This window comes from Burkholderia sp. AW33-5, from assembly GCF_053427615.1.
The window spans coordinates 45,883-70,362 of record NZ_JBSAXA010000029.1 but is presented as its reverse complement, the minus strand read 5'-3'; the positions used below and the strand labels follow the sequence as shown (position 1 = coordinate 70,362).

The following is a 24,480-nucleotide window of genomic DNA, read 5'->3' as shown; positions in this document are numbered from 1 at the left end:
TGGCTCAGATCGGTGCCTGCAGGCACACCGGAGTAAACACTGGCAAAGCGTCAACGCCACAGGTCGGCAGCGCCGCATCGGAAATCGCCGGCGTGCGGACTTGATTGAGTGTTGCCAGTGACAATCTCCCGCCGTTCACGCGCCGGTTACGGTGGCGCCGCAACCGGTCTTGTCGCCGAGATAACCCACGTGCCGGCCCCGATGCGTGCGCGGACCGCTCGCCAGTAGCGGGAAAACGCCACCGCATTTCGGGCAGGTCACCAAGACGAACCATGTCGCGGCCCAGTGCATCTCGCATGACAACCACCTCGTAAGAGAAATGAAATATTTCTCTTCTACCGAACCTCAAACCGACACGCAATTTTTGAGATTATTTTCTGCATTTTTCAGTCGATTGAATCAATCAGTCGCGAGGGTATTCGTATTTATAGGAACGCCAGCATGCTGATGCAGACAACGTCGATCATGCTTGCGTCGCCCCCCTCGGCCGCACGCGTTTCGCGCGCACGATCGGATTCGATCGCGACGTCAGGCTCATCGCGCCGCTCAGGCGCTCGAACGCGACATCCTCCTTCATCCCGAAGCGGCCGACCGCCGGCCACGCGAGCGCTTCATCGAGCCACGCCTGCCACGCGTCGCCATGAAAGCGGCGCGCGAACTCGCGCACCATGCCCGGCGCCGCGATCACGATGCCCGCCAGCAGGTAATACGCCCAGAAACTACCCGCGCCGACGAGCCGGTCGAGCCGGCACACGGACACCGCCGCGAGCAGTCCATCGACCGATGCGAGATCGGTGCGTCGTTCACGAATCGCGCGCGCAACCAGATTGTGCCGACCGCCGTACGCGGTGAAGGACATCCCCTTGCCGGCGGCAAGCTCCGCGCAGAACATCGCGAGTGCGGCCATCTCGTCGATGCGCGCTGCGTCGTCGCGCGGCCCGCAGACGCGCAGCACGATCGCGTCGATGACGGCCCCTGGCCCGGCCGACGGCGCCACGCAGGCCGCCGCGACGGCCGCATGTCGTTCTCTCAGGTTCTTCGCAAGCGGCGGCGCCTCGCCGTTCGCGAGTCGCTCGTGCATTTCGTGCCCGCCGACTTCGTCGCCGCCGGGTCCGACGCCGCCGGCAATCCGCTCGAGCGCGGCCCAGCCGTCGTTCGGATCGTCGAAGGCCCACGCATCGATGAACCCATGCGCCGCATCGAATGCCGCGCGCGATCCGGGGCAGCACCGTTCCGCGTGCGCGAGCTGCCGCGCGTCGGGAACGTGCATGCACGCATCGGTCGCATCGCACGCGCAACCGCCGCCGTCCGTTGCAATCCACGGCGCGAGTTCGTGCAGGACGGCGATCGCTTCATGCGACAGGTTCGCGCCGGCACGCACGCGTGCCGCGTGCGTCGGCGTGGCGGCCGTCGCGCCGACGTCGTCCGTCGCCACGCACGCCGCTTCGTTCAAGTGTTCGATCAGGTATTGCAGCCACGCGGCCGTGCGCAGCCGGTCGGGCGTCGCAGCGCGGGCATCGCCATACTTCGCTGGATCGGTGAGCATGGGTGGTCCGGAATGATTGTTTTATGTCGTTCGAAGCAGGCGGCACGGTGCATCGCACCGGCCCCTGCATGGCCGCCCGCATCGGATCGCGAAGCAGGCGGCCAGCCGGTCGTCACGCCGATACGCGCGACGACACGAATGCATCGCGAAACCGGAACACCCGCCGCGCATCGTTGCACGGCCCTCGTTCCTGGCGGGCGCCCGGTCTCGATCGCGCGACGCTTACTGCACGTGGAACTTCGGCGACGTGGCGACCGTGCCGCTGACCGTGCAGTCCGGCGTCAACACCGCGTTGTTGAACGTCAGCGACGAGTTCGGATCGCTCCACGTCGTCACGACCTTGCTCGGCCCGCAGGCGCCGAGCAGCGAAACGGTCACCTTCGCGTTGTTGATCGACAGTTGCGTCGTGCTGTCGGCCTGGCCCGTCCACGGCGATGCGCTGGTCGCGCTGCCGCTGATCAGGCCGCACGTCGCGGCGCCCGTAAACGTCGTCGACGTGATGTTGACGATGCCCGTCGAGGAGATCGTGCCGTTGAACGTCGCGTTGCAGGTCGCGTTGATCGAGCCCTTGGCCAGGACTGTGAGGCCCGTCGCGGAGAACGGCTCCCCGTTCGGGTTCATGGCCTGCCCGTCGGCACGCGAGACGGTCACGGCGAAAGCAGGCGCGGCCGAAACCGCGGTGAATGCCACTGCAGCAACAAGCGATACGATTTTGCGAATGCTCATTTGAACTGCCCCCTCTCTCTTCACAAATGGCGGCATGCCGCCAGGAACGCGACACCCCGGCCGGATCGGCCCGGCCGCTCGGTCGCAGGAAGCCGCCGGCGTGCGCAACGCACGCCGGACGACTCAGAACTTGTAGGAGATCCCGACGAACGTGATCAGCGGATCGGCCTTCAGCCGCGTGCGCGTGGTCGCAAGCGTCGAACCGTCGGCGGCCTTGATCACGAGCGACGAGTAAGTCTTCAGCGGCATGTAGGTCAATGTCGCCGTCAGCCCCCAGTGCTTGTCGATCGCATAGCTCGCGCCGACGTTGTAGACCGGCGTGAACGACGACGATGCCTTGCCCTCCACCGACGTCGGCCCCGGCTTGCCGGCGCCGGCCGCGAGCACGCTGCCGAGGTTCTCGTTGATGTCCTTCGCGAAGTTGCCGTTCAGTTCGATGTTGCTGAACCAGCTGTAGGCCACGCCGATCCCGACGAACGGGCGGAACTTCGCGGTCGATGCATTGAAGTAGTACTGCAGAATGATCGTCGGGCTCCATTGCCGCGCATTCTTCACGGCCGGCTGGTTCGACGGATTGTCCATGTTGACGCTGCCGAGCGAACCGGCCGGGCCCGGCGGCCGGATCACGCCGTGCCCGGTCAGCGTGAACTCGGGCGGCACGCCGAGCACCGACGTCACCGCGATATGGTCGGTGAAGAAGTGCGTGAGCGTGAGGCCGACCGTATCGGCGTTGTTGACCGTCAGGCTGGTGCCCGGCGACGTGAACGACCCGGGCAGCCGCAGCGGCCCGTTGATCGGCATGCTCGCGAGATTCGTCGTCAGCCCGTTGGTCGAATCCTGCGGCATGATGTGCAGCCAGCCCAGCGTCGCGACGTTGTCGCCCGCCTGCTGGGCCGATGCGAGCGTCGACGCGCCTGCGACGACACCCGCGACAATCAGCTTCTTCATGAAGTCTCCCCCTCGTTCTTTCGGAGCGCCGCGCAGCCATGCGCGACGCCGCCGTGTCTCCATCCGCGTGTGATCACTGCACGAACGCGCCGACCGTGAAGTACGGATTGCTCGTATCAGCCATGTCGAGGAACCCGAACACGCCGCCCGTGAACACGAATTTGCCGGTCGCCGGCCCCGACGCCGCGTCCGCGTGCACGGTCGTCACGACGCCCGGCACCTTCTGCGTGTAATCGAGGTTCAGCGCGCGCGTGAGCGCGGCCTGAGACGCGTTGAACGGATCGAGCAACGTCGCCTGCGCACCGACGAGCGCGGTCGCGCGGTAGTTGAACGCGCTGTCGACGCCCGTGTACTCGCCGTTCTGCGAGCCTTGGGCGATGGCCGTCTGCGGGCTCAGGAACGAGATGCCCGACTCGTCGTCCGCGCTCGGCGGGCCCTGCGTGAGGTCCGCGTTCGCGGCACCCGTGCGGATGAAGACCGGCACGAGCTGGTTACGCAGTTTGCCGACGATCAGCATGCCCTTGCCGGCCTTCGCCGGATCGAGCGCGGCGAGCGTCGGCGGAATCTGCGGCTGGTAGTTCAGCGACTGGAACGCCGGCGCATCCGTGCGCAGCGTGAACGGCTGGTTCACGGTTGCGCTCGATGCGAGCGGCTGCCCGCCGTTCTTCTTGCCGAAGTTGTCTGTCTCGACGTAGCTGCCGTCCGCGTTGATCGTCACCTGCTGGTCGAGCGCCACCGGCTGGAAGTTCTGCGACGGCACCTGGTGGTAGCCGAGCTGGTTGTACGTGCCGGCGATCTTCGTCAAATCGGTTTCGAGCGACGAAAAACTGATGAACGGGTAGTACGGGAACGTCGTCTTCGGAATCTTGCCCACGCCGATCACGCCGTCGAACTGGATCGTCGCGCCCGGAATCGCGCCACCCAGCACGCCTTCGCCGAGGAACAGGCGCGCCGGCCGGCTCGCGTCGAGGCTCGCGTTCTGCATCCGTAACGTGCACTGGTTCAGCTTCATGGTCGGCAAGCCGGTTTCGTCGGCCAGCGTGCCGTCGACAACGTTGGCCGGCGCCGTGTCGCGCGTCGGCTGCACCGTGCCGGTGGTCGTCGGCACCGGCGATGCGAGGTAGGTCATCCGGTACGTCATCTTCGTCGTGTCGAGCTGCACCTTCACGAGCTCGCCCGAGCCGGATCCGCCGATGAACACCGTGTTGTAGTCGATCGTCTGCGGGCACAGCCGGACCACCGGCGCGGGCGGCGGGTCGCCGTCGCCACCGCACGCGACCAGCACGGGCGCGAGCGACGCCGCGGCCATCCAATGCTTCACATTCATAGGAATCCTCTTGAATTTCGATTCGCCGGCGGCGACGCGTGCGCCGCCGGAGTTCCGTGTTCGGTGTGCCGCCGTTACTGGACGAACGCGCCGACCGTGAAGAACGGGTTGACCTTGTTGTTGTTGACGACCATCGCGTAGATGTTCCCGGCCGTCACGAGCCAGCCGGTGTCGCCCTTGCTGAAGATCGCCACGTTGCCGTTCGCCCCCTTCGCGTTGAAGTCCTGCGAAGCCGTGACCTTGATCTTGCCGGGCGTGGCCTGCGTGTAGTCGAGCGCGAACTGCGACGTGACCGACGACGTCTGCGGGTCGATGAACGCCGCGGTGGCGCCCTGGAACAGCGTCGACGTGTAGTTCGCGGCCATCGTCGATACGGCGGTACCGTCGTTGCAACTGCCGGCCTGTGCCAGGAAGAAGGTGCCGTCGAAGGTGCCGGGCAGATCCGGATGCGGGATGTTGTTGTTGAAGCTCGGCCCCGCCGTCGCGATCGCGAACGTCGCTGTGCTGGGCGCCACGACACCGCACGCCGACGCGCTCGTTGCGCCGATGAAACCGCCCTTCAACGAATTGGCCGCGACGGCCGTGGTCCGCGACAGCATCGAGATCCCCACCTCGGCGTCGGCGACCGACGCCAGCAGGTTGCTCGCGTCGATATGCGTGTAGCCCACGCGAATCACGACCGGCACCAGCACGCCGTTCAGCTTGCCGACGATCATGATGCCCTTCGCCTGACTCGGCGCGACGATGACGATTGCCGAGCCCTGCCCCGCGAACGGATAGATGAGGCTGCCGCCCGCGTTCGCCAGCGGATGGCTCACGAACACGTTGTCGGACGAACCGTCCGCGTTCTTGCGCAACGCCCACGGCGTTCCGGTGGTCTGGCACGAGTAGTCGCTGCCTGCCGTGATAGTGCACGAGCCGTCGGCATTGAACGTCTGGTTCCAGTTGACGACGTCGGGTTGCCAGCCGACCGCCCCCGTGCTGCTCTGCGCGCTGCCGCCGACCGGCGACAGGTGGATGCCGAGTTCGTTGTAATTCCCGGCGACCTTCGAGAAGTCGGTTTCGGTGTCGGTGAAGCCGATGAACGGATAGAAATCGAAGGTGCGCGACGGCACGGTGCCGAGCACGACGCCGGGGAACGGCTCGAGACCGGCGAACGCGATCGTCGCGCCCGGAATCCCGCCGCCGACCACCCCGTTGCCGACGAACAGCATCGGCGGATCCGCGCGATTGATCGTCACCGCATACGCGCCATCGCTCGTCGCGCCGCTGTCGAGCACGAACGCGCAGCGGTTCTGCTCGGCGGTCGGCAGATTGGTCGGATGGTGGAATGCGCCACTGATCGTCAGGCCCGCGCGCGTGTCGTTGACCTGCCCCGCCGACGTCGGCACCGACGATTCGATGAACTGCATCTGGTAGGTGAGCTTCGTCGTGTCGAACTTCACCTTCACGTATTCGCCGCTGCCGGCGCCCCCCGTGTAGGTCGTCGTGTAGTCGAGCGAATCCGGGCACAGCTTCGTCACGACGGGCGGTGTCGTTTCCGCGCCGCTCGGCCCGCATGCGCTGCCCGAGCACTGCGGCACGTTGATCGGGCCCGGATCGTCGCCGCCGCCGCAACCGGCAACGAACGGCAGCGCCAGCACGGCGCACGACAGGATCGCCTTCCGCCAATCAGGAATGCAAAGCATCAACCCCTCCTTGTGAGGTAAGACAGGTCTCGCCCGGACGGGCTGCGTGGCCCGCCGGTTGGTATCGCGCCGTCGCGACGGCGCGCGGCGCATGACGATGCACGCAATGCGCGCCGCGTCGCCGGTCACGCGAACGCGATCAGGACCGACGCGGCAGGCAAGCGCTATCCGGCGCCGCCGTCATGCGGCACGGCGCCATCGGGGAAATCGAAATGGAATGTGGTGCGTCGCTACAGCGACAACGCGATGCGATGACGCAGGCAGCACGCGATGCGCGTCGTGCCCGCATCCGGCGAAAAGCAGGAAAACGGCGATGCGACAAGGCCCTCGGATAGGCGTCTCATGTATTGGTCTCCGTACGTACGCTTGATTCGTTATCGTGATGCGTCGTTTGTCGAGACTATGAGCGGACGCTACGCACAAGTAAATGGATGCAGAGTTCCAAACGTGCCGAACCGCGCGATCCTAGTGCGAGCATGGTATTTGACAGTTTTTCAAACAGCCTTCAATTTATTTGCTCAGACAAATACCGAGGCTGTATAACGCGCGTTTGAATGTCGGCGGTCGACCTCGTGCAGGGCCCGGCGTGCGGGCCTCCGGCGACCGCACGCATGCCGCGGCGCGAGCTCACACGTCGATGATCGCGAGCGTGCCGTGACTGCCCGGCAGCACCGCGTGGCGCAAGCCGGCGACCGCGAGGTACATCTGCCCGGCCTCGACGACGACCGTCTTCGCGTCGACCTCGAGCATCAGCCTGCCGTCGAGCACCAGCAGCCCTTCGTTGTAGTCGTGCACTTCCGCTTCGTACGGCTGCGCGTCCATGCGCAGCACCTTGATCCGGGCGGGCCCGACTTCGCCGACGATCGTGGATTTCCATGCAACGGCCTGCGCGGCCGCGACGGACTTGAAATCGATCAAAGACATGCGTTTCGCTCCGCGACGTGAAAGGAACGCATTATCGCGAGCGCGGCGCACGCCGTCCCGGTACGGCGCGACGGCGTTCGGGCGGCACAGTCGGCCTGCTGCGCGCCACGCTGCCGCGCGCAAGCACGATCATTGTCCGATTGCCCGAAAACCGCACGCATTGTTCGCTCCGATTCAAATAAAGCATCGCTTTATTGAATGACTCACACACATTAGCCGCAAATCCGGCACCCGCATCGCACGTCCTTTGCGTCGAAATGCATTTCCATCTTCCGATTGCTAATATGGCGGTCCTGCGATCCCGCACCACAACGCCGTTCGACATGACGCCCGTTCGCCATGCCGCGCTCGACACCGGCCGCTTCGCAGCGGCGGCGCCGGGCACGCGCGGCGCGCAGCGTCGAACCGACCGGCCGTGCCATCCGTGAGCATGCAACCGATCCTTTCCGTCTCCGACCTCTCCAAGACTTACGCGTCCGGCTTCCAGGCGCTGAAGCACGTGACCCTCGACATCCGCCCCGGCGAGATCTTCGCGCTGCTCGGCCCGAACGGCGCGGGCAAGACCACGCTGATCGGCTCGATCTGCGGCATCGTCACGCCGACCGAAGGCCGCGTGACGGTCGGCGGGCACGACATCCGCGATCAATACCGCGCCGCCCGCGAAATGATCGGCCTCGTGCCGCAGGAGCTGACGACCGACGCGTTCGAAACCGTCTGGGCGACCGTGTCGTTCAGCCGCGGCCTGTTCGGCAAGGCGCCCGATCCCGCGCACATCGAGAAGACGCTGAAGGCGCTGTCGCTGTGGGAAAAGCGCGACAACAAGCTGATGACGCTCTCGGGCGGCATGAAGCGCCGCGTGATGATCGCGAAGGCGCTGTCGCACGAGCCGCGCATCCTGTTCCTCGACGAACCGACGGCCGGCGTCGACGTCGAGTTGCGCCGCGACATGTGGAAGCTGGTCGACTCGCTGCGCGAAAGCGGCGTGACGATCCTGCTGACCACGCACTACATCGAGGAAGCCGAGGAAATGGCCGACCGGATCGGCATCATCCTCGGCGGCGAGCTCGTGCTCGTCGAAGAGAAGCGCGAGCTGATGCGCAAGCTCGGCAAGAAGCAGCTGACGGTGCAGCTCGAGCATCCGCTCGCGACCGTGCCGGACGAGCTCGCCGCGTTCGGGCTCGAACGCGCGGACGATGGCGCCGCGCTCGTCTACACGTACGACTCGCAGCGCGACGACGCGAGCATCGCGAAGCTGATCAACGCGCTCGGCTCGGCCGGCATCGGCTTTCGCGACCTGCATACGACGCAGAGCTCGCTCGAGGACATTTTCGTCAGCCTGATCGACAACCGCCGCAACGGCACACAAGGGGCCTAACGCACATGGCGAACTGGAATTTCCACGGCATCCGCGCGATCTACCGCGCCGAAATGGCCCGCACGCGCCGCACGCTGATGCAGAGCATCATCGCGCCGGTGATCTCGACGTCGCTGTACTTCGTCGTGTTCGGCTCGGCGATCGGCTCGCGCATCAGCGACGTGAACGGGATCGGCTACGGGTCGTTCATCGTGCCGGGCCTCGTGATGCTGTCGCTGCTGTCGCAGAGTATCTCAAACGCGTCGTTCGGCATCTACTTCCCGCGCTTCACGGGCACGATCTACGAGATATTGTCCGCGCCCGTGTCGTACTGGGAGATCGTGATCGCGTACGTGGGTGCGGCCGCGTCGAAGTCGTTGCTGCTCGGGTTGATCATCCTCGCGACGGCCGGCCTGTTCGTGCCGCTGCACATCCTGCATCCGTTCTGGATGGTGCTGTTCCTCGTGCTGACGTCGATCACCTTCAGCCTGTTCGGCTTCGTGATCGGCATCTGGGCCGACAGCTTCGAGAAGCTGCAGCTCGTGCCGCTCCTGATCATCACGCCGCTCACGTTCCTCGGCGGCAGCTTCTATTCGGTCGACATGCTGCCGCCCGCATGGCGCATCGTCACGCTGTTCAACCCGATCGTCTATCTGATCAGCGGCTTCCGCTGGTCGTTCTACGGGCTGGCCGACGTGCACGTGGGGATCAGCCTCGCGGCCACCTCGCTGTTCCTCGCGATCCTGCTCGCGATCGTCGCGTGGATGTTCCGCACCGGCTACAAGCTGAAGAACTGACGCGGCGCGCCACGGGGTTGCCCCGGTTCGCGGATCGGGAGCGGCGCTGCTAGACTGGATCGGAAGATCGACTGCCGCCGTCTGCCGCACCGCAACGCGCGGTGCGCGGGCGGCGCGGCGCCCGCCCCCTTCCCTGCGCGAGGATCCCCGATGAGCGCCTCCCGAATCGACGCCGTCCGCGACGGCCTGTTTCGCGCCACGTCCTACGTCGACACGCTGAACCTGAGCTTCAGCCAGTTCTTCGTACGATCGTCGCACGGCGACGTGCTGTGCGTCGAAACGGGCACGCGCTCCAACTTCACGCAACTGAGCGCGGCGCTCGACACCGTCGGCATCGCGCCGTCGATGGTCAGCAACGTGATCGTCCCGCACTTCGAGGCCGACGAAATGGGCGCGCTGCCCGACTTCCTCGCGGCCAACCCGGCGCTCGTCGCGTACGGACATCCGATGTGTACATGGGGGCTCGCCGACGTGTTCGGCGTGCGCGCGATTCCGTTGAAGGACGGCGAGCCGACGACGCTGTCGGGCATCGACGTCGTGCCGGTCTTCACGAAGCACGTGCATCAGTGGGACGCGCTCGTCGTGTATCTGCCGGCGTACAAGGCACTGTTGTCCTCGGACATCCTGATGCGCTTCGGCAGGGAGGAGACCGACGACCCGCTGCCGGCGATCCTCGACGCGATCACGCGCTCGGACTACCTGCCGTCGCTCGCGCACCTGGCGAGCGCGCTGCGCCGCATCCAGGCGCTCGATCTCGACATCATCCTGCCGATGCACGGCCCGGCGATCACGCACGACATTGCGCGCGTGATCGCCGGTGTGATCGCGTATTGCGAAACCGCCACCGCGTAGCGTACGCAGGCGGCGGCACAAACCGTGTTGGAAACGGGGCCGGTCAGGCGCCGGTGACGACGAACTCTTCGGCCGCCTTGCGCTGGACCGCGGCCATCACTGCGAGTTCGCGCTTGCTGCGCGCATCGCCGGACACGATGCCCGTCGCATGCTTCGCTTTCGCACCCAGCGGGAAAAACACGAACGACGCGCCGTCCGGCGCTGCCGGCTCGGCACGCAAACGCTTGTTCAGAATCTTCAGGTATTTCTTCTTCGAGACTTCTTTAGCAGCCATGGCACCCTCCGCGTGAACGTCGTGAGGATCAGCATACCAGTTTTGACGAGGGGGTCGGCCAGCATGCCCGTCAGCGGCGCAACGGCTTTTTTCACGCCGATGTCGATTTTGCGTTGCGTCGCCCGTCGTACCATTGCAAGCACGGGCCGGCCTTCCGACATGGCCGTCCCGCAGACCCCACGTTGCGAACCGAGGAGGAACCGCAATGCGCGTCCTGGTAATCGTCAAGGCCACCGCCGATTCCGAATCCGGCCGGATGCCCGACCCTGAAATGATCGCCGCGATGAGCCGCTTCAACGAGGAGCTGGCGAAGGCCGGCATCCTGCTGGCCGCCGACGGGTTGCACCCGAGCATGCGCGGCAAGCGCGTCCACTTTGCCGGCAAGAACCGCACCGTCATCGACGGCCCGTTCGCCGAAACGAAGGAACTCGTCGCCGGCTTCTGGCTGTGGCGTGTGAAATCGATGGAAGAAGCGATCGAATGGGTGAAGCGCTGCCCGAATCCGATGCCCGGTGACTCCGACATCGAAATCCGCCCGCTGTTGGAAGCCGAGGACTTCAGCCCGGCATTCACGGCCGAACTGCAGGCGCTGAAAGCGACGCTGAGCGCGCAAGCCGAGGCAGGCAAGCGCACGTAAGCCGTGCGGCGTCAGGCGGCTCCGCATGAGCGCCGGGCGCCGCCCCTACCCGCCGACGCGAGCGCGGCTCACGCGCGGTTGCGCGGCACCGCGAGCCGCTCGACCGCCCCACCGGTCACGTCCCTGAACATCCCGGCATTGCCGTACGCCCGCGCGGCAAGCATCGCGCCATAGACCAGCGACACGAACGTCGCGGCCTCGGTCTGCACCGACACGCCCGGCAGCACCACCCCATCTTTCACCCCCGTGTCGAGCACGCGCACCAGCCATGCGGCAAGGTCGTCGAAATGCGCCCTCACCGCTCGCGCGACTTCGTCGGGCAGCGCCGGCAACTCCGCGCCGAGCATGCCGGCGACGCAGAACGGCGCGCTGTCGTCCGCGATGCAGCGTTCCCAGTAGCCGATGTATGCGCGCATCTGCACCAGCGCGTCGGCACCGCTCGCGTCGAGTAATGCCATGTCGGCATCGAATTTCGCCTGCGACTGCTGCAGTACGGCGACCGCCAGATCCGCCTTCGTCGGAAAGTGGTGGTGAATGCTCGCCTTCCGGATGTCAATCGCATCGGCGATGTCGGCATAACTGAACCCGCTGTAGCCGCGCCGCATGATCAGTTGCCGCCCGGCTTCGAGAATGCGGGCCGCCGTGCTGTCCCCAGATACCGTCATATCTATCTACCATCTAGTCGGATGAAAAAACACGGATAGTTTACCTCCCTGAGATACTCTTTTCCAGCCGCGATTTCTCCTTGAAGATTATCCTACCTACTAGTAGGATGCATTCATCGACAGAACAAGACGCCTGTCGATATTCGACGGTTCCCACCCTGTCTTCCTTCTGGAGAATGAAAATGAAGCGCTTTTCCCAAGTCCGCCGGATCGCGGCGGCATTCGCCTTGACCGCCGCCGCACTCGGCTCGCACGCGGCCGTCGCCGCCCCCGTCAAGAACGTCGTGCTGGTTCATGGCTACTTCGCCGACGGCTCGGGCTGGCAAGCCGTCTCGAACATCCTGACGCGTGATGGCTACAAGGTTTCCGTCGTGCAGCAGCCGGAAACGTCGTTCGACGACGACGTGAAGGCAACCCGGCGCGTCGTCGACGCGCAGGACGGCCCGAGCATCCTCGTCGGCCACAGCTACGGCGGTGCGGTGATCACCGAAGCCGGCAACGACGACAAGGTCGCGGGCCTCGTCTACGTGGCGGCATTCCAGCCCGACACCGGCGAAAGCCCGCTCGAGCTGACGAGGAAGACGCCGCCCGCGACAAAAGCGATCAAGGCGACCGAAGACGGCCACCTGTATTTCGACGAAGCGTCGTTCCATGCCGACTTCGCGGCCGACGTGCCGGCCGCCGAAGCGAAATTCATGGCGATCTCGCAAGTGACGCCGGCGGCGCAGTCGTTCGGTGTGCCGATCACGCACGCCGCATGGCGGACCAAACCGAGCTGGGCGGTGGTCGCCACCGCGGACCGCGCGATCAACCCCGAGCTCGAACGCTTCATGACGCAACGCGCCGGCAGCAAGACGATCGAACTCAAGTCGAGCCACGTCGCCTACATCTCGCATCCGGCTGAAGTCGCGAAGCTGATCGAACAGGCAGCCAAGAGCGCCGGCAAGGAGTAAGCGTGCGGGCTGGCACGTGCCGGACTGGGCGCTCGCGCGCTGTGCCGGCTTCGAAACGATCGCCGGCTGCGGGCACCTGATACCGGCCGAGCGGCCCGCCGCGTTCCGGGAGGCGCTGACGCGCTGTCTCGGCTGACGCGCGCGGCCGCCGGACTGCGCGCCCGCCACCTGACAACTCGTAGGATTCGCCGAAATTTGGCTGAAAGGCACGGTTGCTAGAGTCGCCAAACAGGGTTTTCCCGATGCCCGACTGCCGAACGGAAACGACACATGCGAGGCTCCATGAACCTGATCCGCGCGTTCTGGCTACTGCTGCTGCTCGCTGCCGCGGGCCCGGCCCTCGCTTATCAGGCGCGGGTCGTCGCGATTCCGAGTGCCGCGATGAGCCAGACGCTGAAGGCGACCGTCGTGCTGCCCGACGACTACGCACGCCTGCGCCACGGCCCGGAACGTGGCGTCGAGCGCTTTCCAGTCGTCTACCTGTTGCATGGCTCCGGCGGCGACCACACCGACTGGACCGCGAACACGCACATCGCCGCGTTGGCCGATCGCTACCGCGTGATCCTCGTGATGCCCGACGGCGGCCACGAAAGCTGGTACATCGACAGCCCGTTCGACTCGGGCAGCCGCTACGAAACCTTTGTCGGCGACGAAGTCGTGTCGTATGTCGACATGCACTTCAGAACGATCGCGACCAAGGGCGCGCGCGCCATCACCGGGCTCAGCATGGGCGGCTTCGGCGCGTTGCGCATCGCGCTCGACCGGGCCGACACCTTCGGCGCGGTCGGCAGCATCAGCGGCGCGGTCGATCCGCGCTGCTGCGAGGACGAACCGGGCATCGACCACGTATTCGGCGACCCCGGCCGCCATCCGTCATTCTGGAACCGCAACGCGATCGTCGAAAACGCGCGCGCGTTCGTCCGCGCGCATCTGGACCTGACGATCGACTGCGGCCGCGACGACTCGTTCGTCGGCTCGAACCGCACGCTGCATCAGCGACTCGTCGCGCTCGGCGTGCCACACGACTATGCGGAGCGTCCGGGCGGACATACATGGGACTACTGGGCGCACGCGATCCGCTACCAGATGCAGTTCTTCGCGACTTCGTTCCAGCACGGCGGCTACGCGTAGCATCCGGTCGGCGCGACTCGGCATAAGCAGAAGTGAAAGTGGAAGCCGCGAATCAAATTCAGTTGCCGTGCGCCGCGTCGGCACTCACCACGCGATCGAAGCACTCCTGCGCACGCGCCAGTTCGTCGAGCGCGCGATCGAGGCGCGACATCGCACGCGCATATTCGGCCGACGAAACGTCGTCGTCGCTTTCGCCGCGCACGGCGCGAAACGCCTGGTCGACGTTGCGCGTCGCTTCGACGAAACGTTGAGCCGCCTGGGCTTCCCGCGAACAGATGTGGGTCGACATCGACACTTCTCCCTCAGGATTGCAGCGTGAAGCAAGCCGACGCACCACCGTACGTGGTGCGCATGTCGGCGGCGTGAACGACGTCGAGCAGCCTGTCGACATACGCGCGACCGCGCGGCACGCTTCGTGGCGATTGTCGCGCGACGCTTGCCGATCCGCTACGGCGAGATTGCAACAAATTCTTGCGCACGCCCGGATGGCGGCCACATGCATGCGTATCGTTGCACGCACATTCAGCGATCCTGCTTCGCGTCACGCGCCGCACATGCGCGGCGAGAACGTCATGCGCGCCCGATGCGCGGATGCGCGAGACCACCGAACGCGGCCGCTTCGCCGGGTGACAGATCGAACAGATCGCCGGTGAGCTCGCGCGGATGCTCGGCCGTGGGCCGGCTGCGCAGTCGCGCGCCATGCGCGGGCGCGACGTAGGCGGCCGCCGTTTCGATCGGCGGCACGTCGAACAGGTCGCGCGTGACGCCGCGCACGGCATCCGTCGGCGAACGGCCGCGCAAGCGCGCGACCAGCTCGACGAAGCGATCGAAATCACCGGCGCGCGTCGCCTTGTTCACCTCGGCGAGATCGCGCGCCTTCAACACGCACGGCTGCGCGAGCCGCACGAAATACGGCGCTTCGAGTTCGACCGAAAGCGCCAGCGGATAGCTCTTGCCGGTTTGTTCCTTCGCGCGCCCGATGCAGTCGACCACGGCCGCGCCCTGCGCGACGCCGAGCGGCTTGCCCGTGCTCACGCTGCGCAGGTGATCGGGAAATACGCGCAGTTGCGTGCCGACCGTCAGTGCGGTGGACGATGCGCAGACGAGTGCGTAGTGCTGTTCGCGCCGCCGGCCCGACGGCAGCGTCGAGCGGCTCGCGATGAACGTGTGCGGCGGCAGCGGCCGCACCTGGCCGCTGGCGTCGACCCATGCATTCCACAGCAGCGCGTCCTCGCGCCTGCGCTCGCCCGGCCGCGTGCGCGACGCGACCGGCGAAAACAGCGCGAGCAGCGAGCCCGTGCGATGCGCGGCGACTTGCGCGCTGCTGCCGAGCGGCTGGTTGATCCCCCACAGAAAACGCCCGCCCCCGAGCCGGCGCTCCCATTCCTTGCGGAGCACGACGGTCGGCAGTTCCTCGCCGGACTCGGTACCGATCTTCGTCCAGCAGAACGTGGGAGGGAGGTGTTTCAGTGTCATCAACTTTCTCGGGATACAGCCTCGCTGGTGACAGCAAGCCCATTCAACAACCGTAACTGTATAGGTATAATGCATCGCATGGAAGCCCCGGACCACGATTTTCCTGTACAAGACCTGTTACGCCGTCTGATGGCGGACACGCGCTCGTCCAGCGAAATTGCGCGGCTTTCCGGCGTCAGCCAGCCGACCGTGTCGCGCCTTCGGCTATCGAACGGGCACCGGCTGCGACGCAGCGCGCCATTCAACAAGCTATGCAGTTTCTATGGCGTCGATACCGGCCCGGCGCGCCGCCGGTACAACGACCTGCTGCGCGACGCGATCGTCGACGCCTGGGACGGCTCCGACGAGCACGGGCGCGCGCTGCTGGTCGTGATTCAAGGGTTGAAGGATCTGCAGGCGAAGGCCGACGACGGGTGATCCTCACCGGCGTTCATGAATGGAACGAAGGCTGAAAGCACCAGCGAGCGGGCGATGGCGAAGACGATTCGTCATCGCCCGTTTTGCATCGGCCGATGCGGCGCGAATCGGCGGCCGGCGCATCGCCGAACACACGCACCGCCAGCACACCCCACGCGCCGCATCGATGGCGCTTCAAATATTTTTTACTCACAGTTAAAAAAGTTTGACACGCCGTTTTCACTGAGATAACTTTTGCGCAAGCTTCCGGAAAGCAAACGCGAACCGGCAAGCCATCACGATGCGCGGCGCGGCCGAAACCGCCGATCCGTTTCATTCCGTCGCCGCACGCGCGTCGCGTCGTGTTTTTCCGCAGCGCAGCACCGCAGCTCGCAACATCCCCGTCTCATCGAATGATGTCGTTCCGTCTCACCTGGAAGGACGCGCGGCATGCGCACATTTACTTTGCAGTCCTGCATGACGTTCCGTACGAAGCCGCTGTTTTCCAGCGGGCACATGTCGCCCGGCGTTGTCCCGATGGTGCGGTTTTCTTGTCGTCGCATGCAGTAATCGGCCCGGCCCGCAGGGGGCGTATCGCGGAACGGTCGTATCCACACAATCAAAAGAACGAGGTCGGCAATGCAATTTCATTTCAGAGGATCGCGCCGCGCATGGCTACCCGCGCTCGTTGCAGCCGCGACGCTCGCCGCGTGCGGCGGAGATGACGGCGGCAGCGTGGCGGGCGTGTCCGCGCTCGCGCAAGGTCAAGGGCAAAACCAGGATCAGCAGGGCGACAATGCGCAAGGACGCGTGTCGCCGTCCGGCGTCCCGTACGCGAATCCCGCCAGCGGCGGGCGCTACAAGCCGGTGATCGCCAACGGTCAGGTACAGCCGTCGCTATCCGGCGGCACGATCGAGGAAAATGCGTGGGTCGACACGCCGGTCGACTCCGACGGCGACGGCACGCGCGACCGCATTCACGTGCGCATCGTGCGTCCGTCGGAAACCGCCAACGGCGCACGCACGCCGGTCATCGTGCTCGCAAGCCCGTACTATGCAGGGCTCGCCGACAGCCCGAACCACGACGTCGACGTCGAACTCGACGGCACCCCGCATCCGGCCGCCACTGCGGCCGCGGCAGCCACCGGCGCCTCCGCGCGCATCATGGCCGCGGCGCCGCAAACGCGCATGCTGCAGCAACTCGAGGCGGCCGCGGCCGGCCGTTCGTGGATCGAGGGCTACTTCATTCCGCGCGGCTTCACGATCGTCTATGCGGATTCGCTCGGCACCGCCGGTTCCGACGGCTGCCCGACGATCCTCACGCGCGACGAATCCGTCGCGATGGCGTCGGTGATCCGCTGGCTCGGCCGCGATGCCGCCGCGAAGGATGCGAGCGGCAAGCCGGTCGTCGCGAACTGGTCGACGGGTCACGTCGGCATGTACGGCGTGTCGTACGACGGCACGCTGCCGAAGATGGTCGCGAGCCTGCGCACGCGCGGGCTCGACGCGATCGTGCCGATCGCCGGCCTGTCGAACATGTACGGCTACTACCGCTCGGGCGGGCTCGTGCGCGCGCCGGAGGGCTATCAGGGCGAGGACGTCGACGTCTACATCAAGGCGCTGCTGACCAACGCGCATCCGGAGCGCTGCACGCACCTGATCGACGAGGCATTGCAGCAGGAAGACCGCAAGACGGGCGACTATTCGTCGTTCTGGGCCGCACGCGACATTCCGACCGCACAGGCGGTCGCGCCGGCCCTCGTCGCGCAGGGGCTGACCGACGACAACGTGCGCGTCGACCAGTCGACGTCGTGGTATCTGGCGATGCGGCGTCAGGGTGTGCCGACGCAGCTGTGGCTGCACCGCCTGAAGCACACCGACCCGACCCGCGTGCCGGCGATGGCCGATGCATGGACCGCCGAAGTGAACCGCTGGTTCACGCGCTACCTGATCGGTGTCGACAACGGCGTCGAACGCGATTCGCGCGCGGTGGTCGAGCAGGCCGACGGCACGCTGCTGAAGGAAGCCGACTGGGCCGCGCGGCACGCCACGCCGGTCGCGTACTTCGCGGGCGGCGACGGCACGGGCACCGGCACGCTGTTGCGGCTGCCGAGCGGCGGTCCGCTCGCGCGCTTCACCGACGATGCGTCGATCCCCGCGCTCACGCTGGCGAACGCCGCGACCGGCGAGCATCGCAGCCGCTTCGAGACGGCGCCGTTCGCGGCCGCGACGCGCCTGTCGGGCACCGCGACCGCACGCGTGCGGCTGACCTTCACCGGCGTCGCGAACGTGACGGCATTGCTGGTCGACCGCTCCCCGGATGGCTCTGCAACGATCGTCACGCGGGCATGGACCGATCCGCGCAATCGCGTGTCGGACTGGTTCTCGCAGCCCATACTGCCTGGGATGCCGTATGACCTGAAGCTGACGTTCATGCCGCGCGACTACAAGCTCGAAGCGGGTCACAAGCTCGGCCTCGTCGTGCTGTCGAGCGACAACGAGGCGACGCTGCGGCCGACACCGGGCACGGGGCTCGCGCTCGATCCGGCCGGCACGTCCGTGACGGTGCCGCTGGTTTCGTCCTGAGCCGGCGCGGTCGATCGGCACGACTGACCGCCATGCGCATGCGATCGCTCCCGATCGCATGCGTGTGACGCCGAGCGGAACGCACCGAAGGCGCCGTGCGACTTTGCTTCACCGTCGCACGGCGCCGTTCTTCATCGGCAACGCGATCGCGTCAGCCATGCTGACGCGCATTTCACAGCACTGAATTCGCGGCCGCGACGCAATTTTTTCTCTTGTTGGCGGGGCCGGTTCAACTTCGTGCCGGTGCGCCTTTCACCCCTTTCGCCTTCCGCACCCGGCGCCGCCCCGCTCACACCGGCGTCAGCACCGGCTCCCCCGCGAAATGCCGGGCGGCGTTGTCCAGAAACTGCTGAACCGAACGATCGAGCGCCTCCGGCGACCAGCCGCCCATGTGCGGCGTCAGCACGATATTGTCGAGCGCCGTGAGCGCGCGCGGCGGCTCCGGCTCGCCTTCGTACACGTCGAGCCCGGCGCCCGCGATGCGCCGTTCGCGCAGCGCATCCGCCAAAGCAGCGGTATCGACAACGCTGCCGCGCGACACGTTCACGAGAAAGCCGCCGGGGCCGAGCGCGTCGAGCACCGTGCGATCGATCAGATGACGCGTGCCCGCGCCGCCCGGCGTCGCGACGATCAGGAAATCGGCCCATTGCGCGAGCGCATCGACACGGTCGAAATAGCGATGCGGAACAGCCTTCGCGGAACGGTTGTGATAACCGATCTCGATGTCGAAGCCGGCCGCGCGCCGCGCGCATTTCTCGCCGATCTTGCCGAGCCCGACGATGCCGAGCTTCTTGCCCGACACGTTCGGCGGCATCTGCAGCGCATCGCGCCATACGCCGGCGCGGGTGTTCGCATCGAGTTGCACGACGTTGCGCACCGCCGCCAGCAGCAGCGCGAACGCGTGATCGGCGACGCAATCGTCGTTGGTGCCCGCGCCCGTCACCACCGTGATGCCGCGCGCCTTCGCATGCGCGACATCGATGTGCTCGTAGCCCGCGCCGAGCGCGCTGACGAACGTGAGCTGCGGCAGACGATCGATTTCGGCGGCAGTGAGGCCCGTGCTGCCGTTGGTCAACACCGCACGGATGGTGCTGCCGTGTTCGGCGATCGCGCGCGCGCGTTCATCGGCGGTCGGTGCATGATGGACGTCGTATGACGCGGCGATCTGGCGCTGCGCGTCGTCGCGCAGCGCGATAAGGACCAGCAGCTCAGGCTTCATGTCAGCAAATGTCCACAGGCGGGAATGCGTTCCAGTGTAACAACGGCGCGTGACGCGTGCGCGTTACCCCCACGCGCGCTGTGGACGTGCCGCCTCACATGGTTTGCCAAAGCCGACTCAGTCAAGTAACTTTCGGCGTAACGTCCCCGTTCTGGAGATTGGCCCCGATGAAGCTCGCCCTGCCCGCCCGAATCCTGGGCCTCGCGTTCGCCGCCGCTGTCGTGGCACCCGGCGCGCACGCCGACACGCCCGTCGTGGTGTCGTCGAAAATCGACACCGAAGGCAACCTGCTCGGCAACGTCATCGCACAGGTGCTGAAGGCCCACGGCATCCCCGTCACCGAAAAGATCGCGCTCGGCACGACCCCGATCGTGCGCAAGGCGCTCACGAGCGGCGAGATCGATATCTACCCCGAATACACGGGCAACGCGGCATTCTTCTTCAACAAGGCCGACGATCCACTGTGGAAGAACGCGAGCCAGGGCTACGACACCGCGAAGAAGCTCGACTATGCGGCGAACCATCTCGTCTGGCTCGAACCGGCGCCCGCGAACAACACGTGGGGCGTCGCCGTGCTCGCGCCGGTCGCGCAAGCGCAGCACCTGAAGACTTTCTCCGATTTCGGCAAGTGGATCGCGGGCGGCGGCAAGCTGAAGCTCGCGGCGTCGGCCGAATTCGTGAACAGCGCGTCCGCGCTGCCGTCGTTCGAGAAGGCGTACGGCTTCAAGCTGAAACCGGAGCAGCTCGTCGTGCTGTCGGGCGGCGACACGGCCGCGACGATCAAGGCCGCCGCGAACCAGACCGACGGCGTGAATGCGGCGATGGTGTACGGCACGGACGGCGGGATCGCATCGAGCGGCCTCGTCGTGCTCGACGACGACAAGCACGTGCAACCCGTCTACGCGCCGACACCGGTGATTCGCGAAGTCGTGCTCAAAGCGCATCCGCAAATCGCCGAATACCTGAAGCCGGTGTTCGCAAGCCTCGACCTGAAGACGCTGCAGGCGCTGAACGCGCGCATTCAAATCAACGGCGAACCGGCCGCCGGCGTGGCAAAGAGCTACCTGAAGTCGAAAGGCTTCGTCAAGTGACGGGTCGCGCGGTGCCGTCCGCGCGGCGCGTCACGCTCGACAAGGTCGGCATCCTGATCGGTGTCCTGACGATCGTGGCGGTATTTTGCATGCCGTTCATGGTGCTTCGGCCGAACCGCATCGCGGCCGGCACGGGGCTGTCGGCGTTCGCCGCGCTGCCCGCCGTGCAGGGGGCCGCGCTCGCCGCGTTGTGGGTCGTCGGCGCGTTGTGGGCGATGACGGCGAGCCGTCCTGCATGGCGGCTCGCGGCCGGCTGCACGTGGCTCGCGACGCTGGCTTACGCGGTCGGCGCCGCGGCGACGCACGTCGTCGCACCCGACGACGTGCTCGCACGAGTGTCGCCCGCGGCGGGCGTCTGGCTGCTGCTGTTCGCGTGGGCCGTGCTGGTGGCCGACGCACTCGCGCGGCTCGCATTCGGCCCCTGGCGCCGCCTCGTCGCACTCGTCGTCGCGGTCGCAGCGATATCGCTGCCGCTCGCGAGCGGCTGGTGGGACGGCCTGTCCGTGATGCGCGAATACGCTGTGCGCAGCGACGACTTCTGGCGCGAGGCGATCCGGCACGTGTCGCTCGCGGGCGGATCGGTCGCGGCCGCGCTCGTCGCGGGCCTGCCGCTCGGCATCGCGTGCGCGCGGGTCGCGCCGGTGCGCACCGTCGTGATGCCGGTGCTCAATATCGTGCAGACGATTCCGAGCATCGCGATGTACGGGCTGATGATGGCGCCGCTCGGCCTGCTCGCCGCGCACGTGCCGCTCGCGGCCGCGCTCGGCATCCGCGGGATCGGCGTCGCGCCGGCCGTGCTCGCGCTGTTTCTGTACTCGCTGCTGCCGATCGCGTCGAGCGTCGTGGTCGGGCTCGAGCAGGTGCCGCCGCATGTGACCGAAGCGGCTCGCGCGATGGGCATGACGCGCGCGCAGCGGCTGCTGCGCGTCGACCTCGTGCTCGCGTTGCCGGTGATCCTGAGCGGCGTGCGCATCGTGCTCGTGCAGAACATCGGGCTGACCGCGGTCGCCGCGCTGATCGGCGGCGGCGGCTTCGGCACCTTCATCTTCCAGGGGATCGGGCAATCGGCCGCCGATCTCGTGCTGCTCGGCGCGATCCCGACGATCGCGCTCGCGCTGGCGGCCGCCGTCGTGTTCGAAGCCGCGACCACGCTCGCGAAGGGACGTACCGCATGATCGAGATCGAACGCATCGGCAAACGCTTCGGCGACGTCGTCGCCGTCGACGACGTATCGATGACGATGAAGCAAGGCACGATCACCGCGCTCGTCGGCGCATCGGGCAGCGGCAAGTCGACGCTGCTGCGGATGATCAACCGGCTGATCGCGCCGACCGCCGGCACGATCCGCATCGACGGCGTCGACACCGCGAGCGTGCCGCCCGAGCAGTTGCGGCGGCGCATCGGCTACGTGATCCAGGGGCACGGCCTGTTTCCGCACTGGAGCGTCGCGCGCAACATCGCGACCGTGCCGCGCCTGCTCGGCTGGCCGGCCGAGCGCATCGACGCGCGCGTGCGCGAACTGCTCGACCTGTTTCATCTCGCACCGGCCGAATTCGCGGACAAGCTGCCGCACGAACTGTCGGGCGGCCAGCAGCAGCGCGTCGGCGTCGCGCGTGCGCTCGCGGCCGAGCCCGCAATGCTGCTGATGGACGAGCCGTTCGGCGCGCTCGATCCGATCATCCGCAACAAGGCGCAGGACGATCTGTACGCGCTGCAGCGCCGCCTCGGCATCACGGTCGTGATCGTCACGCACGATATCGAGGAAGCGCTGAAACTCGGCGACACGATCGCGGTGATGGACGGCGGACGGCTGCTGCAGGTCGCGTCGCCGGCCGAGATTCTCGGCAAGCCGGCCGCGGGTGTCGTCGAGCAGCTCGTCGCCGGCGTCGACCGGCCGCTGCGCCTGCTCGCGCTGACGCCGATCGACGCGGTCGCCGAGCCCGGTCACGCCGAGGGCGAACCGATCGCCGCGACGCGCACGCTGCGCGACGCGGTGTCCGAGCTGCTGTGGCGCGGAGCGGACGCATTGCCGGTCGATGACGGCAATGGGCGCGATGCGCCGCGCCGCATCACGTTCGACGCGATCCGCACACACGCGAGAAAACCCGCATGACGACGCGGCTCGCGCGTTCGCCCCTGCCGCAGCGGCTGCCCGCGCATGTCGCGCGCGCGGCCGCGTTCGCGTTGCTGCTCGTGCTGCTGTTGCGCCCCGCGTGGCTGCAGGGCGTGTTCGCGCCGTTCGCGGACAACGGCGCGCCAGTCATCTACGATCGCGCGAGCCTGCTCGACCTCACGCTCGCGCATCTCGGCACCGTCGCGCTGTCGAGCCTGATCGGCACGGTGGTCGCGGTCGCGGCCGGCATCGCGGTGACGCGGCCGGCCGGCGCGGATTTCCTGCCGGTTGCGCGCAGCGTCGTCGACATCGGCCAGACCTTTCCGCCCGTCGCGGTGCTCGCGCTCGCGGTGCCGGCCGTCGGCTTCGGGTTGAAACCCGTGCTGATCGCGCTGGTTCTGTATGGGCTCCTGCCGATTTTCGAGAGCACGATCGCGGGGCTCGAAGACGTGCCGCGCGATGTCGTCGACGCCGCGCGCGGGATGGGGATGAGCGGTTGGCAACAACTGGTGTCGGTCGAGCTGCCGCTCGCGTTTCCGGTGATCGTGAACGGAATCCGGCTCGCGGTCGTGATCAATCTCGGCACCGCGACGATCGGGTCGACGGTCGCCGCGCGCGGGCTCGGCGACGTGATCATCGCGGGCCTGCAGACGTCGAACACGGCGTTCGTGCTGCAGGGCGGCGTGATCGTCGGGCTGCTCGCGGTGCTGGTCAGCGATGCGATCGGCGCGCTTGCACGGGTGGCGAGCGCGCGGCGGGCGTAGCACGCATCCGCGATCGCTATCCCGTGCATGAAATGGGGGACGCGTGAGAAAATCCAGCCGCGCTTCATCCGGACTCCGATACGTGTTGGTGCAACGATCGAACCTGTCCGGAGCACGCGCCGACAAAAGCCTACATCACGCTTTCATTCAAGCCCGCGCTCGCACACGTCCGACGATTGGCCGATATACTATGCGCCTCTCATTTCCCCGCACTCCACCATGCGACGACGGTTTCTCTGGCTGATCGTGCTTTCGCTCGGCATCGCGCACCAGGCCTCGGCGCAGCAGGCGCCCGCATTGCCTGCCTCCGCGCCCGAAGCGGCCGCATCCGCGCCGGCCGAGGCCTCCGCCCCGCTCGCGAACGATCAGCCTAACGAAGCAAACCGCCGCATCACGTCCTACCTGACGAAGAAATTCGGTGTCGCGAAAGAGCGCGCCGCGAAGCTCGCCGATATCGTGAGCATGACCGCGACGAAATATTCGCTGCCTCCGGCACTCGTTTACGCCATCATCTCGATCGAATCGCGCTTCCGGGAAAAGGCGCGCGGCCAGCATGGCGCGACCGGGCTGATGCAGGTGGTGCCTTCCGCGCACCGCGGCATGCTGCGCAACGTGAAAGACCTGACCGAACCGAATGCGAACGTCGAAGCCGGCTCGAAGATCCTGTCGGGCTATGTGCGGGCGGCCGGCGGCAACGTGCAGGCCGGGCTGAAAAGCTACGGCGGATCGAATGCGTATGCGGCGAAGGTGATGCAGCGGGTCGACACGTTCCGCTTCGTGCTCGAACCCGAAGACGGCGCGAAGCGCGCGAACGATACGAACGCGCGCATGGTGCCGGTCAGCGATCCGTCGACCGCGGCACCCGCCGCGAGCCGCAACGCGAAGTAAGCGCACTGCGCACCGCACGTGGGATCCTGAAGCGGCACGACGCGCGACATTACACATCGACCGTCCATCACTCGCGCGCGAAATGCGCACGCAGAAACTCGATGAAATGCTGTGTTTTCGCAGAC

25 protein-coding genes and 1 pseudogene are annotated in these 24,480 nt (G+C 66.8%); 14 read left to right on the top strand and 12 right to left on the bottom strand.

Annotation, left to right across the window (positions count from 1 at the left end; translation table 11 throughout):
- Positions 1-463 precede the first annotated feature (463 nt).
- The 6 genes from ACV22V_RS29250 to ACV22V_RS29225 all read right to left on the bottom strand — a co-directional run bounded on the left by ACV22V_RS29250 (position 464) and on the right by ACV22V_RS29225 (position 7,159).
- The gene (locus ACV22V_RS29250) at positions 464-1,546 is read right to left on the bottom strand and encodes a hypothetical protein (RefSeq protein ID WP_448016255.1); all 1,083 of its coding nucleotides are present in this window, start codon (positions 1,544-1,546) and stop codon (positions 464-466) included.
- A 222-nt stretch (positions 1,547-1,768) separates the two neighbouring features.
- On the bottom strand, positions 1,769-2,272 hold the full coding sequence (locus ACV22V_RS29245; RefSeq protein WP_059534146.1) for a hypothetical protein: 504 nt from the start codon (positions 2,270-2,272) through the stop codon (positions 1,769-1,771).
- A 123-nt stretch (positions 2,273-2,395) separates the two neighbouring features.
- The gene (locus ACV22V_RS29240) at positions 2,396-3,220 is read right to left on the bottom strand and encodes an OmpW/AlkL family protein (protein WP_448016254.1); all 825 of its coding nucleotides are present in this window, start codon (positions 3,218-3,220) and stop codon (positions 2,396-2,398) included.
- 73 nt (positions 3,221-3,293) lie between these two features.
- The gene (locus tag ACV22V_RS29235; protein ID WP_448016253.1) at positions 3,294-4,547 is read right to left on the bottom strand and encodes a DUF2957 domain-containing protein; all 1,254 of its coding nucleotides are present in this window, start codon (positions 4,545-4,547) and stop codon (positions 3,294-3,296) included.
- 74 nt (positions 4,548-4,621) lie between these two features.
- A complete protein-coding gene (locus ACV22V_RS29230) occupies positions 4,622-6,235 on the bottom strand; it encodes a DUF2957 domain-containing protein (protein ID WP_059534139.1) in 1,614 nt (537 codons plus the stop codon).
- 627 nt (positions 6,236-6,862) lie between these two features.
- Positions 6,863-7,159, bottom strand: a complete 297-nt coding sequence (locus ACV22V_RS29225; protein ID WP_059534137.1) for a cupin domain-containing protein — start codon at positions 7,157-7,159, stop codon at positions 6,863-6,865.
- A 430-nt stretch (positions 7,160-7,589) separates the two neighbouring features.
- Here ACV22V_RS29225 and ACV22V_RS29220 point away from each other — a divergent pair, with 430 nt between their 5' ends.
- From ACV22V_RS29220 to ACV22V_RS29210, 3 genes are all read left to right on the top strand, one after another.
- On the top strand, positions 7,590-8,534 hold the full coding sequence (locus ACV22V_RS29220; RefSeq protein ID WP_059702375.1) for an ABC transporter ATP-binding protein: 945 nt from the start codon (positions 7,590-7,592) through the stop codon (positions 8,532-8,534).
- A 5-nt stretch (positions 8,535-8,539) separates the two neighbouring features.
- A complete protein-coding gene (locus tag ACV22V_RS29215) occupies positions 8,540-9,310 on the top strand; it encodes an ABC transporter permease (protein WP_059534134.1) in 771 nt (256 codons plus the stop codon).
- 150 nt (positions 9,311-9,460) lie between these two features.
- The gene (locus tag ACV22V_RS29210) at positions 9,461-10,162 is read left to right on the top strand and encodes an MBL fold metallo-hydrolase (protein WP_059702376.1); all 702 of its coding nucleotides are present in this window, start codon (positions 9,461-9,463) and stop codon (positions 10,160-10,162) included.
- Positions 10,163-10,205: 43 nt separating this feature from the next.
- On the opposite strand, the gene ACV22V_RS29205 is transcribed toward ACV22V_RS29210, so the two are convergent.
- Positions 10,206-10,436: a hypothetical protein gene (locus ACV22V_RS29205; protein ID WP_059534130.1), complete on the bottom strand. Its 231-nt coding sequence runs from the start codon at positions 10,434-10,436 to the stop codon at positions 10,206-10,208.
- Positions 10,437-10,641: 205 nt separating this feature from the next.
- Between ACV22V_RS29205 and ACV22V_RS29200 the strand changes: the two genes are divergently transcribed.
- Complete coding sequence (locus ACV22V_RS29200) at positions 10,642-11,073, top strand: YciI family protein (RefSeq protein ID WP_059534128.1); 432 nt, start codon at positions 10,642-10,644, stop codon at positions 11,071-11,073.
- 68 nt (positions 11,074-11,141) lie between these two features.
- Here ACV22V_RS29200 and ACV22V_RS29195 read toward each other — a convergent pair whose 3' ends face one another.
- A complete protein-coding gene (locus tag ACV22V_RS29195) occupies positions 11,142-11,738 on the bottom strand; it encodes a TetR/AcrR family transcriptional regulator (RefSeq protein ID WP_448016251.1) in 597 nt (198 codons plus the stop codon).
- Between the two features lie 182 nt (positions 11,739-11,920).
- Here ACV22V_RS29195 and ACV22V_RS29190 point away from each other — a divergent pair, with 182 nt between their 5' ends.
- From ACV22V_RS29190 to ACV22V_RS29180, 3 genes and pseudogenes are all read left to right on the top strand, one after another.
- The gene (locus ACV22V_RS29190; RefSeq protein WP_223962183.1) at positions 11,921-12,691 is read left to right on the top strand and encodes an alpha/beta hydrolase; all 771 of its coding nucleotides are present in this window, start codon (positions 11,921-11,923) and stop codon (positions 12,689-12,691) included.
- Between the two features lies 1 nt (position 12,692).
- Positions 12,693-12,827 (top strand): annotated as a pseudogene (locus tag ACV22V_RS29185) (alpha/beta fold hydrolase); the annotation flags it as partial.
- 146 nt (positions 12,828-12,973) lie between these two features.
- Positions 12,974-13,822: an alpha/beta hydrolase gene (locus ACV22V_RS29180; RefSeq protein WP_448016258.1), complete on the top strand. Its 849-nt coding sequence runs from the start codon at positions 12,974-12,976 to the stop codon at positions 13,820-13,822.
- 58 nt (positions 13,823-13,880) lie between these two features.
- Here the strand turns inward: ACV22V_RS29180 and ACV22V_RS29175 are convergent, their stop codons facing one another.
- A complete protein-coding gene (locus ACV22V_RS29175; protein ID WP_059534347.1) occupies positions 13,881-14,111 on the bottom strand; it encodes a hypothetical protein in 231 nt (76 codons plus the stop codon).
- A 281-nt stretch (positions 14,112-14,392) separates the two neighbouring features.
- Positions 14,393-15,298: a hypothetical protein gene (locus tag ACV22V_RS29170; protein ID WP_448016250.1), complete on the bottom strand. Its 906-nt coding sequence runs from the start codon at positions 15,296-15,298 to the stop codon at positions 14,393-14,395.
- A gap of 78 nt (positions 15,299-15,376) precedes the next feature.
- On the opposite strand from ACV22V_RS29170, the gene ACV22V_RS29165 reads away from it, so the two are divergent.
- Positions 15,377-15,715 (top strand): helix-turn-helix domain-containing protein, encoded by a 339-nt coding sequence (locus tag ACV22V_RS29165; RefSeq protein ID WP_044844401.1) that lies wholly within the window; start codon positions 15,377-15,379, stop codon positions 15,713-15,715.
- 13 nt (positions 15,716-15,728) lie between these two features.
- On the opposite strand, the gene ACV22V_RS29160 is transcribed toward ACV22V_RS29165, so the two are convergent.
- Complete coding sequence (locus tag ACV22V_RS29160; RefSeq protein WP_448016247.1) at positions 15,729-16,031, bottom strand: hypothetical protein; 303 nt, start codon at positions 16,029-16,031, stop codon at positions 15,729-15,731.
- Between the two features lie 302 nt (positions 16,032-16,333).
- Here ACV22V_RS29160 and ACV22V_RS29155 point away from each other — a divergent pair, with 302 nt between their 5' ends.
- On the top strand, positions 16,334-18,280 hold the full coding sequence (locus tag ACV22V_RS29155; protein ID WP_448016246.1) for a Xaa-Pro dipeptidyl-peptidase: 1,947 nt from the start codon (positions 16,334-16,336) through the stop codon (positions 18,278-18,280).
- A 289-nt stretch (positions 18,281-18,569) separates the two neighbouring features.
- Here the strand turns inward: ACV22V_RS29155 and ACV22V_RS29150 are convergent, their stop codons facing one another.
- On the bottom strand, positions 18,570-19,499 hold the full coding sequence (locus ACV22V_RS29150) for a 2-hydroxyacid dehydrogenase (RefSeq protein WP_175915940.1): 930 nt from the start codon (positions 19,497-19,499) through the stop codon (positions 18,570-18,572).
- Positions 19,500-19,666: 167 nt separating this feature from the next.
- On the opposite strand from ACV22V_RS29150, the gene osmF reads away from it, so the two are divergent.
- From osmF to ACV22V_RS29125, 5 genes are all read left to right on the top strand, one after another.
- On the top strand, positions 19,667-20,590 hold the full coding sequence (gene osmF / locus ACV22V_RS29145; protein WP_448016245.1) for a glycine betaine ABC transporter substrate-binding protein OsmF: 924 nt from the start codon (positions 19,667-19,669) through the stop codon (positions 20,588-20,590).
- Positions 20,587-21,765, top strand: coding sequence for an ABC transporter permease (locus ACV22V_RS29140; protein WP_448016244.1), 1,179 nt, complete (start codon positions 20,587-20,589; stop codon positions 21,763-21,765). The genes osmF and ACV22V_RS29140 overlap by 4 nt, the downstream gene beginning before the upstream one ends.
- Complete coding sequence (locus tag ACV22V_RS29135; RefSeq protein WP_448016242.1) at positions 21,762-22,703, top strand: ABC transporter ATP-binding protein; 942 nt, start codon at positions 21,762-21,764, stop codon at positions 22,701-22,703. The genes ACV22V_RS29140 and ACV22V_RS29135 overlap by 4 nt, the downstream gene beginning before the upstream one ends.
- Positions 22,700-23,467, top strand: coding sequence for an ABC transporter permease (locus tag ACV22V_RS29130; RefSeq protein WP_448016241.1), 768 nt, complete (start codon positions 22,700-22,702; stop codon positions 23,465-23,467). The genes ACV22V_RS29135 and ACV22V_RS29130 overlap by 4 nt, the downstream gene beginning before the upstream one ends.
- A 219-nt stretch (positions 23,468-23,686) precedes the next feature.
- Positions 23,687-24,355, top strand: coding sequence for a transglycosylase SLT domain-containing protein (locus tag ACV22V_RS29125; RefSeq protein ID WP_448016240.1), 669 nt, complete (start codon positions 23,687-23,689; stop codon positions 24,353-24,355).
- The last annotated feature ends 125 nt before the right edge of the window (positions 24,356-24,480 follow it).

Bases quoted from the DNA above. Each gene is read 5' to 3' on its own strand.
- ACV22V_RS29195 (WP_448016251.1), bottom strand. From the start codon at position 11,738: ATGACGGTATCTGGGGACAGCACGGCGGCCCGCATTCTCGAAGCCGGG.
- ACV22V_RS29150 (WP_175915940.1), bottom strand. From the start codon at position 19,499: ATGAAGCCTGAGCTGCTGGTCCTTATCGCGCTGCGCGACGACGCGCAG.
- ACV22V_RS29125 (WP_448016240.1), top strand. From the start codon at position 23,687: ATGCGACGACGGTTTCTCTGGCTGATCGTGCTTTCGCTCGGCATCGCG.
- ACV22V_RS29250 (WP_448016255.1), bottom strand. From the start codon at position 1,546: ATGCTCACCGATCCAGCGAAGTATGGCGATGCCCGCGCTGCGACGCCC.
- ACV22V_RS29190 (WP_223962183.1), top strand. From the start codon at position 11,921: ATGAAGCGCTTTTCCCAAGTCCGCCGGATCGCGGCGGCATTCGCCTTG.
- ACV22V_RS29230 (WP_059534139.1), bottom strand. From the start codon at position 6,235: ATGCTTTGCATTCCTGATTGGCGGAAGGCGATCCTGTCGTGCGCCGTG.
- ACV22V_RS29220 (WP_059702375.1), top strand. From the start codon at position 7,590: ATGCAACCGATCCTTTCCGTCTCCGACCTCTCCAAGACTTACGCGTCC.
- ACV22V_RS29180 (WP_448016258.1), top strand. From the start codon at position 12,974: ATGAACCTGATCCGCGCGTTCTGGCTACTGCTGCTGCTCGCTGCCGCG.
- ACV22V_RS29170 (WP_448016250.1), bottom strand. From the start codon at position 15,298: ATGACACTGAAACACCTCCCTCCCACGTTCTGCTGGACGAAGATCGGT.
- ACV22V_RS29130 (WP_448016241.1), top strand. From the start codon at position 22,700: ATGACGACGCGGCTCGCGCGTTCGCCCCTGCCGCAGCGGCTGCCCGCG.
- ACV22V_RS29155 (WP_448016246.1), top strand. From the start codon at position 16,334: ATGCAATTTCATTTCAGAGGATCGCGCCGCGCATGGCTACCCGCGCTC.
- ACV22V_RS29200 (WP_059534128.1), top strand. From the start codon at position 10,642: ATGCGCGTCCTGGTAATCGTCAAGGCCACCGCCGATTCCGAATCCGGC.
- osmF (WP_448016245.1), top strand. From the start codon at position 19,667: ATGAAGCTCGCCCTGCCCGCCCGAATCCTGGGCCTCGCGTTCGCCGCC.
- ACV22V_RS29225 (WP_059534137.1), bottom strand. From the start codon at position 7,159: ATGTCTTTGATCGATTTCAAGTCCGTCGCGGCCGCGCAGGCCGTTGCA.
- ACV22V_RS29205 (WP_059534130.1), bottom strand. From the start codon at position 10,436: ATGGCTGCTAAAGAAGTCTCGAAGAAGAAATACCTGAAGATTCTGAAC.
- ACV22V_RS29210 (WP_059702376.1), top strand. From the start codon at position 9,461: ATGAGCGCCTCCCGAATCGACGCCGTCCGCGACGGCCTGTTTCGCGCC.
- ACV22V_RS29175 (WP_059534347.1), bottom strand. From the start codon at position 14,111: ATGTCGACCCACATCTGTTCGCGGGAAGCCCAGGCGGCTCAACGTTTC.
- ACV22V_RS29135 (WP_448016242.1), top strand. From the start codon at position 21,762: ATGATCGAGATCGAACGCATCGGCAAACGCTTCGGCGACGTCGTCGCC.
- ACV22V_RS29240 (WP_448016254.1), bottom strand. From the start codon at position 3,220: ATGAAGAAGCTGATTGTCGCGGGTGTCGTCGCAGGCGCGTCGACGCTC.
- ACV22V_RS29235 (WP_448016253.1), bottom strand. From the start codon at position 4,547: ATGAATGTGAAGCATTGGATGGCCGCGGCGTCGCTCGCGCCCGTGCTG.
- ACV22V_RS29160 (WP_448016247.1), bottom strand. From the start codon at position 16,031: ATGAAACGGATCGGCGGTTTCGGCCGCGCCGCGCATCGTGATGGCTTG.
- ACV22V_RS29245 (WP_059534146.1), bottom strand. From the start codon at position 2,272: ATGAGCATTCGCAAAATCGTATCGCTTGTTGCTGCAGTGGCATTCACC.
- ACV22V_RS29215 (WP_059534134.1), top strand. From the start codon at position 8,540: ATGGCGAACTGGAATTTCCACGGCATCCGCGCGATCTACCGCGCCGAA.
- ACV22V_RS29165 (WP_044844401.1), top strand. From the start codon at position 15,377: ATGGAAGCCCCGGACCACGATTTTCCTGTACAAGACCTGTTACGCCGT.